The sequence below is a fragment of the Actinoplanes xinjiangensis genome (assembly GCF_003148685.1).
GTDB classification, from domain to species: Bacteria; Actinomycetota; Actinomycetes; order Mycobacteriales; family Micromonosporaceae; genus Actinoplanes; species Actinoplanes xinjiangensis.
In genome coordinates, this window is record NZ_QGGR01000022.1 from 133,015 (window position 1) to 143,954 (window position 10,940).

At 72.2% G+C, this 10,940-nt stretch carries 8 protein-coding genes; 3 read left to right on the forward strand and 5 right to left on the reverse strand.

Going from position 1 to position 10,940, the window contains the following annotated elements; translation table 11 throughout:
* Positions 1-19 precede the first annotated feature (19 nt).
* On the forward strand, positions 20-757 hold the full coding sequence (locus BC793_RS36025; protein ID WP_109600785.1) for an ABC transporter ATP-binding protein: 738 nt from the start codon (positions 20-22) through the stop codon (positions 755-757).
* Positions 751-3,873: an ABC transporter permease gene (locus BC793_RS51850; RefSeq protein WP_239170450.1), complete on the forward strand. Its 3,123-nt coding sequence runs from the start codon at positions 751-753 to the stop codon at positions 3,871-3,873. Before BC793_RS36025 ends, BC793_RS51850 begins: the two co-directional genes overlap by 7 nt.
* A gap of 486 nt (positions 3,874-4,359) precedes the next feature.
* Here BC793_RS51850 and BC793_RS36040 read toward each other — a convergent pair whose 3' ends face one another.
* From BC793_RS36040 to BC793_RS36055, 4 genes are read right to left on the reverse strand one after another with little or no spacing between them, the layout of a single operon-like run.
* Positions 4,360-5,988, reverse strand: a complete 1,629-nt coding sequence (locus BC793_RS36040; protein WP_109600787.1) for a beta-N-acetylhexosaminidase — start codon at positions 5,986-5,988, stop codon at positions 4,360-4,362.
* Positions 5,989-5,997: 9 nt separating this feature from the next.
* Positions 5,998-6,804: a carbohydrate ABC transporter permease gene (locus BC793_RS36045; protein ID WP_239170449.1), complete on the reverse strand. Its 807-nt coding sequence runs from the start codon at positions 6,802-6,804 to the stop codon at positions 5,998-6,000.
* Positions 6,801-7,751: a carbohydrate ABC transporter permease gene (locus BC793_RS36050; RefSeq protein WP_203896468.1), complete on the reverse strand. Its 951-nt coding sequence runs from the start codon at positions 7,749-7,751 to the stop codon at positions 6,801-6,803. The genes BC793_RS36045 and BC793_RS36050 overlap by 4 nt, the downstream gene beginning before the upstream one ends.
* Entirely contained in the window at positions 7,748-9,040 is a 1,293-nt protein-coding gene (locus tag BC793_RS36055) for a type 2 periplasmic-binding domain-containing protein (protein WP_109600789.1), read from the reverse strand. Before BC793_RS36055 ends, BC793_RS36050 begins: the two co-directional genes overlap by 4 nt.
* Before the next feature lie 105 nt (positions 9,041-9,145).
* Here BC793_RS36055 and BC793_RS36060 point away from each other — a divergent pair, with 105 nt between their 5' ends.
* On the forward strand, positions 9,146-10,144 hold the full coding sequence (locus BC793_RS36060; protein ID WP_109600791.1) for an N-acetylglucosamine kinase: 999 nt from the start codon (positions 9,146-9,148) through the stop codon (positions 10,142-10,144).
* Here BC793_RS36060 and BC793_RS36065 read toward each other — a convergent pair.
* On the reverse strand, positions 10,065-10,937 hold the full coding sequence (locus BC793_RS36065) for a TIGR03620 family F420-dependent LLM class oxidoreductase (protein WP_109600793.1): 873 nt from the start codon (positions 10,935-10,937) through the stop codon (positions 10,065-10,067). The genes BC793_RS36060 and BC793_RS36065 overlap by 80 nt on opposite strands.
* Positions 10,938-10,940: the final 3 nt, after the last annotated feature.

Sequence of the window (10,940 nt, forward strand, 5' to 3'; positions counted from 1 at the left end):
CGGGCGACAGGGTTGACGCATGACCCGTGACGCGATCCGCCTGCACCGTGTCGTCCGGAGGTTCGGCTCCGGCGACGCCGCGGTGACGGCCCTGCACGACCTCTCGCTCTCCTTCACCGAGGGCACCTTCACCGCCGTCATGGGGCCGTCCGGGTCCGGCAAGTCGACCCTGCTGCAGTGCGCCGCCGGGCTCGACCGGCCGACCTCCGGTGCGGTGCTGCTGGGTGACACCGATCTGACCGCCCTCGACGAGACCCGGCTGACCCTGCTGCGCCGCGACCGCATCGGTTTCGTCTTCCAGTCCTTCAACCTGCTGCCCACCCTGACCGCCGAGCAGAATGTGGCGTTGCCACTGCGCCTGTCCGGGCGCCGTCCCCGCCGCGGTGAGGTGCGTGCGGCGCTGGCCCGGGTCGGTCTGGCCGACCGGGTCCGGCACCGGCCACCGGAGATGTCCGGCGGCCAGCAGCAGCGGGTCGCGATCGCCCGGGCCCTGATCACCCGCCCCGAGGTGCTGTTCGGTGACGAGCCGACCGGCGCCCTCGACTCGGCGACCGGCCGCGACGTGCTGCGGATGCTGCGAGCCCTGGTCGACGACGGCGGCCAGACGATCGTGATGGTCACCCACGACCCGGTCGCCGCCGCCTACGCCGACCGGGTGGTGTTCCTGGCCGACGGCCGGCTGCACGGCACGCTGGACGCCCCGTCGGCCGAGACGGTCGCCGCCCGGATGACCCGGATGGAGGCTCCGGCGTGCTGACCGTGACGTTGAGCAGCCTGCGGGCCCGATGGGTGACCCTGGTCGGCACGTTCGTCGCGCTCGCTCTGGGTGTCGCCCTGATCGCCACGATGGGCCTGGCGCTGGCCTCCACCTTCGATGCCCCACCTCAGCAGCCCGCCCGTCTGGCCGGCGCCCCGGTCGTGGTCCGCGGCGCCGACGAGCTGCGCGTCCCCACCCGCAGCGGTGACCGGGTCAAGCCGCTCGCCCAGCCGCTGGCGGTACCCCCGGCCCTCGCCACCGAGCTGTCCAGAGTGGCCCCGGCGATCGCCGACCGCTCATTCCCGGTCCACGTCGACCCCTCGGCCCTCTCGCCAGCCGAAGCGCTCACGCCGACCTTGCCGTCCACGCAGACCGCGCGATCCTCACCGCCCGCACAAGACGCGTCATCCTCGCCGACCAGGCACGCCTCGCCGCCCACGCTGACCGCGCGATCCTCACCGCCCGCACAAGACGCATCATCCTCGCCGCCCACGCGATTCGCGCCATCCTCGCCGGCCGCACGAACCGCGTCATCCTCGCGGCCCATGGAGATCGCGCCATCCTCGCCGCCCACGCGGACCGCGCCATCCGCGTCGCCCTCGCCGCCATCGCGGCCCGTGCCGCCATCGCGGCCCGCGCCGCCCGTGTCGGCGCAGGCCGAGCCTTCGCTCCGGGTAGGGACTGGGGCCGAGGGCGATGTGGTCGGGCACCCCTGGTCCATTGCCCGTTTCGGTGGTCACCGGGTCGTGGCCGGGCGTGAGCCGCGCCGGCACGACGAGATCGTGCTGGTCGCGGACCGGGCGGCCGTCGGCCGGACGATCCGGCTGCGGACACCCGCCGGCAGCGGCGACTACACGGTGGCCGGGGTACTGGCGCAGGTGCCGTTCGAACGGGCCGTGTTCTTCACCGACGGCACGGCCGCCGCCCTCTCCCCACGGATCGACAACCTGGTGGTGGATGCCGCACCCGATGCGGTGCGGGCGATCGTCAGTGACTTCCCCGGGGTTCAGGTGCTGACCGGCGACGACCGGCGGCGCGCCGATCCCGAGCCGGACCGGGACAGTGACGCGCTGGTGGCGATGAACGCGCTGCTCGGTAGCGCGGGCGGGGTGACCACGTTCGTGTCGGTGTTCGTGGTGGCGTCCACGTTCGCGTTCGCGGTCGCCCAGCGGCGCCGCGAGATCGGTCTGCTACGCACGGCGGGCGCGACCCCGCGGCAGATCCGGCGGATGGTCTTCGCCGAGGCGGTGGTCGTCGGCGCCGTCGCGTCGGCGGCCGGATGTGTCCTCGGGTCCCGGGGAGCACCGTGGCTGGCCCGGTTGCTGGTCGACGAGCGGCTGGCACCCGCCTGGTTCACGATCGGCGACCACCGGTGGCCGTACCATGTGGCGTTCTGGACCGGCCTGCTGGTCGCGCTCGCCGGGGTGACGGTCGCGACGGTCCGGGCGGGGCGGATCCGGCCGACCGAGGCGCTGCGGGAGGCGTCCGTCGACAGCCGGGCCATGACCGCGGGCCGGTGGATCTTCGGGATCGGGATCCTGGCGATCGGGCTGGGCCTGTGCTGCTGGCGGCTGCTGACCGATCCGGGCGAGGCCCTGCACCGTAAGACGTACACCACTCAGCCGATGCTGCTGATCACCGCTGTCGCACTGCTGGCCCCGGTGCTGGCCGGCCCGCTGGCCCGACTGGTCGCCTGGTTGCCGGCCCGGATGAGCGGCGCCACCGGAATGCTGATCCGCGAGAACGCGAGCGCCGGCCTCCGCCGCACCGCCGCGGTTGCGGCACCGGTTCTGATCACCGTGGCACTGGCCGGTTCACTGCTCGGCACCACCGCGACGATCAGCGAGGCCAAGGCTGAGGAGTTGCGCACCCGGACGACCGCGGACCTGATCATTCCCGGCGCCCTCGACGACCGCACGGTGGCCGCCGTCCGCGCGGTTCCGGGCGCCCAGGTGATGACCAGCGCCGCCACCGCCGTCTACACCGTCGAGGACGGCGTGGCCCTGGTCCGCTCGCAGGCGCTGGCGGTGGATCCGCAGTCCCTGACCGCCGTCCGCCGCCTGCCGGTCACCGCGGGCGACATCGGCGACCTCGACGACGACGGCATCATCGTCAACGAGGAATGGGCCACCCACGGCGTCGGCGACCGGGTCGACGTGTGGCTCGGCGACGGCAACCCACGCTCCCTGCGCATCGTGGCGGTCCTGGCCACCGGAACCGGCAGCAACGGCGTCTACGTGACCACCCGCAACGCCGGTGGGGCACCCCCAGACCTCCTCGAACTGTCATGGCTACCGGGCACCGACACCCGAGCCGCCGAAACCACCGTCCGCAACCTGCTCAACCCATCCCCTGCGGCCGAAGCCGATCCCGCTCCGGCCACCGCCCCCGGCGCCCGCGGACCGTCCCCATCGGCCGAAGCCAGCCCCCGCGGACCGTCGCGGTCGGCCTCAGCCAATCCCCGCGGACCGTCGCGGTCGGCCGAAGCCGGGCCCCGGCGGCCCACCGCCCCCGGCGCCCTCGCGCCATCCCTGCCAACCGGAGCGGACGGCGGCCCGAACACCGCGTCTGGTGAGCTCGAACCATCCGGGGAACCAGGCGCCATCGCTCACGGGCACGGGCCCGCCCTCCACGATCCGCTGACGTCGGCGGGAGTGCAGCTTCTGACCCGCGATCAGTGGCTGGCGGAGCAACTGCCGGTCAGCAGCCGGGAGACGCGGGTGGGCTACATCGTGGTGCTGGGGATCGCCCTGCTGTACACCGGTATCGCCGTCGCGAACACGATGGTGATGGCCACCTCCGACCGAACCCGGGAACTGGCGGTGCTCCGTCTGGCCGGCGCGACGAAACGGCAGGTCCTGCTGTTGGTCGCTGCCGAGGCATTGACCGTCGTGTTGGTCGGCACGGTCCTGGGTCTGATCGTGACGGCCATGAACCTGCTCGGCATCTGGACGGCCCTGGCGGTCCTCTCGGTATGGTCCGCGATCGTCGTGCCCTGGCTCAGTGTCGCCGCGACGCTGGCTGCGTGCGCGGTCGTCGCCGTCGTCGCGGCCGTCCTTCCGGCGATCGGCGCGCTGCGAACCCGCCCGGCCGAACTGGCAGGCACGCACGAGTGACGACCTGCCCGCCACCCCGGTCCGGCGACAGCTAGACCCAACAGCGACGACCGGCGTCCTGGCTGTCCGCCGGCGCATGCTGCGCCCGAGAACCAGCACCCGCAGCCAACCACAGCGGGACCCGCAGCGCCCGCGGCGGGCACCCTGCCGTCCGTGCGGGCAAGGACTGCCAACGCCGACCGCACGCGGGGGCCTACCCAATGGCGGATGACGTCCGGCTGGCCCCCACCGCTGCCTCAACCGCTCCGAGACAGCGGTGACGACCAGCCACCACAGTCCGGCTGGCTACCACCGCTGTCTCAAGCGGGCCGAGACAGCGGTGACGACCAGCCACTCCAGCTCGGCTGGCTGTCACCGCTGTCTCGAGGGTCCTGAGACAGCGGTGACAGCCAGCCGGGGAAGGTTGGCGGGCGCCGGTAGGCACGAGAGGGGGCGGGCACGCCGGTGGGTGGCCGGGGCCGGCAACCCCGGCGCGGGTGTGGGCGTTCAGGTGGTGGTGATGGTGGCTACCAGGCGGGCGATGTGTTCGGCGCGCTGTTCGCGGGTGGCGGGGCGGCCCGGGACGCCCGGACGCTGCTGCCACGGGCGCGGGCCGGACGGGTGCCGGTATTCGACGCCGAACGCGTCGAGTCGCCGCAGGTGGTGGGTGAGGCGGCGTTCGAAGTCGGGGAAGTCGCCGCCGGGCGGGCTCCACAGGGCTTCGGCGACCGCGCACAGGCGGGGGAACAGCAGGTAGTCGACGGTGCGGGGCGAGTCGGCGTGTTCGGTCCACATGGTGGCCTGGCCGCCGAGGACGTGGCGGGCCTCGGCGGCGGTGAGTTCCGGCGGCACCGGGTCGAAGCCGTAGACGTCGCGCAGGGTGAGCGGGATCGACACCGGGATGGGTTCGGTGGGCGATTCGGACTGCCGGTAGTCGAGGTAGACCTTGTCGTCGGGGCAGGACACCACGTCGAATCCGCGGCGGGCCGCGGTGACGGCTCCGGTGCTGCCGCGCCACGAGGCGATGGTGGTGCCGGCGGGCAGGTCGCCTTCGAGGATCTCGTCCCAGCCGAACGGTCGCCGGCCGGCCGCGGCGAGGTGGTCGCCGAGGCGGCGCACGAACCAGCCCTGCAGCTGTTGTTCGGTGGTGAGCCCGAGTTCGGCCATCCGCTGCCGGGTCCGCGGATCGTCGCGCCACTGGTCCTTGGGGCATTCGTCGCCGCCGACGCCGATGTGTGCCGACGGGAACAGTTCCATGATCTCGTCGAGGACCCCGGTGAAGAAGTCGACGGTGGATTCCTCGGCGTTGAGGATGTTGCGGTTGACGCCCCACCGTGTCCACACCTGCTGGGGCGCGCCGGTGACCCCGAGCGACGGGTAGGCGGCCAGCGCGGCCTGGACGTGACCGGGTGTCTCGATCTCCGGGACGACGGTGATGAACCGTTGTCCCGCGTAGGCGACGATCTCCCGGATGTCGTCCCGGGTGTAGAAACCGCCGTGCGGCCGCCCGTCGGCCGGTGCGCCGCTGACCGCGCCGACCTGGCTCTCGTGCCGCCACGCCCCGACGTCGGTCAGCCGTGGATACCGCCGGATCTCGACGCGCCACCCCTGGTCGTCGGTGAGGTGCAGGTGCAGGGTGTTGAGCCGGTGCAGGGCCATCAGGTCGATGATGCGCAGGACGTCGTGTTTGGGCATGAAGTGGCGGGCGACGTCGAGCATGAGCCCGCGCCAGGCGAAACGCGGGGTGTCGTACATCTGCAGGGCGGGGATCGCCCAGCGGTGGCCGGCCGTGGGGGCTTTGCGGTGCACCGCCGGTGGCAGTAGTTGCAGCAGTGCCTGGCAGCCCCAGAAGACGCCGGCCGGCCCGCCGCCGGTGATCGTCGCGCCGTCGGGGGTGACCCGCAGGCGAAACGATTCAGGACCGAGGTCCTCGTCGAGGGCGAGGGTGATGGTGGCCCCGGCGGAGGAGCGTGGCAGCGGCAGCCCGGTGGGTGGGCGCAGCGCTGACTGCAGCCAGTGGAGAACGCCGTCGAGCGGGGCGGAGGCACCGACGGTGGTGCGTTCGTCGAGCAGGAGTTCACCGTGACCGGGGGTGAGCGACAACGGGCGCGGGGTCAGGGGGGCGCGGGTCAGCAAGGCGGGAACCTAGCCCTTCACGGCGCCGGCGGACATGCCGGCGACCAGGTTGCGCTGGATGATCAGGAAGAACACGACGACGGGGGCGGCGAAGATGACGGACGCGGCCATCTGGGCGCCGAAGTCGGTGCCGGTGTGCGGGTTGGTGAACGAGGCGAGCCACACCGGCAGGGTGTAGCGGGCTTCGTCCTGCATGAACGTGTAGGCGATGAGGTAGTCGTTCCAGGCGGCGATGAACGCGAAGATGCCGGTGGCGATGACTCCGGGCGCGACCAGCGGGAACAGGACACTGATCAGGATCCGCCAGGTGCCGGCGCCGTCGATCTGGGCGGCTTCCTCGATCTCGGCGGGCACGGCGACGAAGAAGCCGCGCATCACCCAGATCGAGAACGGCAGGACGGTGGCGACGTACGCGAGGATCAGCGCGCTGTAGGTGCCGAGCAGGTCGAGGCTGTTGAACATGGTGAACAGCGGGATCAGCATGGCGGTGGCTGGCAGCATCTGGACCGCAAGGATGACGACCATGATCGCGCGGCGGCCGGGGAACCGGAACCGGGACAGTGCGGCGGCGGCGAAGATGCCGAGCACGATGGACGCGAGCACGGTGACGGTGACGACGATGACGCTGTTGCCCAGGTTGGTGAGGAACTGCGGCTGGGTGACGGCGGCGGTGAAGTTGCCGAGTGTCGGGTGGTGCGGCCAGAAGTGCGGGTCGGGTGTCATGACCTCGGGCCGCGGTTTGAAGGCGGTGTTGACCATCCAGTAGACGGGGAAGATCCACACCAGGCAGAAGACGGCGGCGATCGTGTTCTTCACAGGTCCTCCCCCGCTTTGAGCAGGTTGCGGATGTAGACGGCGGTCAGGGCGAGCAGCAGCAGGGTGGTGACCACCGAGATCGCCGCGCCGTTGCCGATCTTGAAACCGACGAACGCCGTCTTGTACGTGTAGACGCCCAGTGTCGCGGTGGCGTCGCCGGGACCGCCGCGGGAGATCAGCCAGATCTGGTTGAACACGTTGTAGTCCCAGATCACCGACAGGATGGTGATCAGCAGCAGGGTGGGCCGCAGGAACCGCAGCGTGACGATCCGGTAGACGGCGATCTCACTGGCGCCGTCGAGCCGGGCCGCCTCCTGGTACTCGTGCGGTACCTGCGTCTCGGCGGCGTTGAGGGTGAGGGCGATGAACGGCACCGCCTGCCAGACGATGAGCAGCCAGATCACCACGTAGGCGAGCACCGGGTCCTGCGCCCAGTTCAGGCCGGCGGTGTCGCCGAAGACGCCGAGCATCCAGTTGACCACGCCGTATCCGGGCTGGAACAGCCAGTTCCAGACCAGTGACGCCGCCACGTTCGGCATCGCCCAGGCCACGATCAGGACGACGGTCACCGTGTACCGCCAGCCGCGGCCGAGGCGGGTGAGCAGGTGGGAGACGCCCATGCCGATGAGTACGCTGCCGGCCACCATCGCCGTGGTGAACAGCACGGTGCGCAGCAGCGACCACCAGAAGGCGGGGTTGCCCAGCAGGGTCGTGTACTGGTCGGCGCCGACGAATCCGTAGGTGCCGGTGAACAGGGTGCGCTGGTTCCAGTCGGTGAAGGAGGTGAAGACGAGGAACCCGATCGGTGCGAGGGTGACCACGGCGAGGACCAGGGCGGCGGGGCTGAGCAGCAGGTACGGCGCCGGGTCCCGCCGGCGGCGCGAGCGCGCGGCCGGCGGGGCGGTCGGTGCGGCGTGCACGTGGCGCGGGGCGGTGGCGGTCTTCACTGTCCCGCGAGGGTGGTCGCGAGGTGGGCGTCGAACTCCGTACCCGCGGCTTCGGGGGTCTTGGCGCCGGAGGCGACGGCGGCGAACAGCTGGTTGATGCTGCGGTCGCCCTCGATGGTGGACCATTGCGCGGCGGCCGGGGTGGCCTTGGACGACAGGGCACCGCCGAAGAAGCCCTGCTGCTGTTCGGTGAGCCCCTTGGCCTGGGCGGCCTGGATGCCTTCGGCGCTGTTCGGGATCCAGCCGTCCTTGCCGTACACGAACTCGTCCTGCACCGCCGGGCTTGCGGCGATCTTCACCCATTGCAGGGCCAGGTCGTGGGCGTCGCTCTTGGCGGCGATGCCCCAGTCGGAGCCGCCGAGCATGACCGGCTGGGGTCTGCCGGACGTGCCGGGGAACGGGAAGGTGCCCAGGTCGTCGGCCTTTATCTGCGGGTTGGCCTTCTGGATCAGGCCGATCGAGCCGCTGGTGGCCAGGATCGCGGAGGTCTTGCCGTCGGCGAACAGCTGGGTCTGGTCGGGGGTGATGGTGTCCAGGGTCCGCGACGCCGCGGTGGAGTAGGTGTTCTGGAACGTCTTGAACTCGGTCAGGCCCTTCTGCCCGGCCGGTGTGGAGAAGCCACCCTTCCAGGTCTTGCCCTCGGCCGTGGCGATCTCGCCGCCGGCGTCCCAGAGGAACTGGAGCCCGGCGAACCAGTACTGGCCGGGGAGGTAGAACGGGGCGAAGTCGGCGGCCGGGTTCTTGGCCTTGATCTTGTCGAGCGCGCCGGTCAGTTCCGGGTAGGTCTTGGGCACGGTGGTGACACCGGCGGCGGCCCAGGTCGTCTTGTGGTAGATGACGGCGCGGGCACCGGCGAAGCCCGGCACGCCGTAGAGGGCGCCGTCGACGGTGGCCGGGTTCTCCAGGCCGGCCAGCCAGGTGCGGCCCTGCTGCAGGTCGGCCTTGTGCGCGGTGAGGTCGAGCAGGCCACCGTTGGCGGCGAAGCCGGGCACCTGGGTGTTGCCGAGGTCCAGCACGTCGGGGGTGCCGCTGGTGGACAGCGCCGTACTGATCTTGGTGGTGATGCCCTCCCACTGCTGGATCTGCAGGTCCACCGTGGCGCCGGTGGCCGCGGTGAACCGGCTGTTGATCGCCTGGAGGGTGACGTCGGTGTAGTCGCCGTCCATCACCCACACGGTGAGGGTCTGATCCTTGGGGTCGCTCGTGGTGCCGGTCCCGCCGCTACAGGCGGTCAGCGCCAGCAGGGCGGCGCCGAGTGCGGCGGTGATGGTGGTTCGGTTATGTGACATGCGCGCTCCTTGGCGGTCATGTTTTTCACGGCTTCCCGTTGTCGATGAAAATTACGACCGCGCGCAGGGCTAGTCAATAACTGTTGGCTATGTTTCCATTTCGCCATGAAGCTGGTGGTGGGCGTCGATGCGGGCGGGACCCGCTCGCGGGCGGTCGTGGCGACCCTCGACGGGCAGATCGTCGGCCGCGGGCTGGCCGGGCCCGGCAACCCGCTCTCCCACGGCCCGCACCAGGCCGCCACGCAGGTCGCCTCCGCCGTCCGGCAGGCGCTCGGCGAACACTCCCCCACCCTCGTCGCCGCCGCGACCCTCGGCATCGCCGGGCCCGCCGGCACCGGCCCGTTCGCCGCCGCGCTGCGGATCGGCGGCCCGGTCGCCGTCGTCGGCGACGCCGTCACCGCCTTCGCGGCGGGCTCACCGGCCGCGACCGGTGCGGTGCTCATCGCCGGCACGGGCGCCATCGCCGCCGCGGTCCGCGATCACGAGGTGGTACGCACCAGCGACGGCCTGGGCTGGCTACTCGGCGATGAGGGGTCCGGGCGCTGGCTGGGGCTGCAGGCGATCCGTTTCGCCGTCCGCAACTGGGCCGGCCCGTTCGCCGCCCGCGTCGCCGCCCACGCCGGGGTGGGCAGCGCCGACGACCTGGTGTACTGGGCGCAGGCGCTGCCGTTCACCGAGATCGACGGCCTCGCGCCGCTGGTCTGCGCGGCCGCCCACGACGGCGACCCGGACGCTCGCACCATCGTCGACGCGGCCGTGACCTGCCTGCTGCGGACCCTCGACGACCTGGGTCAGGACGGTCCGGTCGTGCTCGCCGGGGGTCTGCTGGCCGGCGAGACTCCCGTACAGCAGGGGGTGTTGACGGTCGTGGAGGCCGGTGGCCGGCAGGCGCGCGTCGGTCTGGACCCGGCGGCGGGCGCCGCGTGGCTGGCGGCCCGGCCGCTCAGCCCCCTGCCGCCGGACCGCCTGCATCAGCTTCTGGTGGGTGCGGCCCCCTTCGCGGCCACGCCCCTGTCGGCCCGCCTCAGGACGTCAGGCCGAGCAGCCCGGCCAGACGACGCCATGCGGCGAGCGGCAGCTCGCGCGGCGAACCGGCCTCGGTGAGCACCTGGACCGCCACATGGTCGCCGCCGGCGTCGAGGTGCGCGTCGACCCCGGCGCGGACGGTGGTGTCCTCGCCCCAGACCAGGGCCGAGTCGATGAACCGGTCACTGCCCTCGTCGGCGAGGTCGGCCTCGGCCAGGCCGTAGGCGGCGAGCTGCCGGGTGTAGTTCGGCAGGCCGAGATACGGCTTCAGAGCGCGGCGCCCGGCCCGGCGCGCCACATCGGCGTCGGTGCCGAGGAAGACCTTCTGTTCCGGTACGAGCAGAGGCCCGTCCCCGAGAATCCGGCGCGCCTCGGCCGTGTGCGCCGGCGGCATCAGATAGGGCAGCGCGCCGGCGGTCAGCTCCCCCGCCGCCTCCAGGGTCTTCGGCCCGAGGGCGGCGATCATCCGCTCGTCCTTCGGCACGCTCGCCAGCGCGCCGGTGAGCAGCTCCTTCAGCCGGCTCAGCGGCCGGACGTAGGCCTGCCCGCGGGCTGCGGCGGTCGGCGCATGACCGGAGCCGACCCCGAGGTAGAACCGCCCGGGGAAGGCTTCACGGATCCGCCGGTGCGACGCCGCGAGCCGGTCCCCGTCACTGGTCCAGATGTCGACGATGCTGGTACCGACGACGAGCGTGCTGGTGGCGCCGAGGATCGCGTCGACCAGGGCCAGGTCGTCGCTCGGGCTGCCGCCCACCCAGAAGGCCCCGAACCCGAGCCCTTCGACCTCCCGCGCCACCGCAGCGATGCCGTCACCGGTCTCCGGCCAGATCCGCGCCGGAGCCCACAGCCCATACCGTCCCATTTCATTCATGGT

Coding starts and splice junctions, on each gene's coding strand:
- BC793_RS36025 (WP_109600785.1), top strand. CDS start 20: ATGACCCGTGACGCGATCCGCCTGCACCGTGTCGTCCGGAGGTTCGGC.
- BC793_RS36065 (WP_109600793.1), bottom strand. CDS start 10,937: ATGAATGAAATGGGACGGTATGGGCTGTGGGCTCCGGCGCGGATCTGG.
- BC793_RS36055 (WP_109600789.1), bottom strand. CDS start 9,040: ATGTCACATAACCGAACCACCATCACCGCCGCACTCGGCGCCGCCCTG.
- BC793_RS36060 (WP_109600791.1), top strand. CDS start 9,146: ATGAAGCTGGTGGTGGGCGTCGATGCGGGCGGGACCCGCTCGCGGGCG.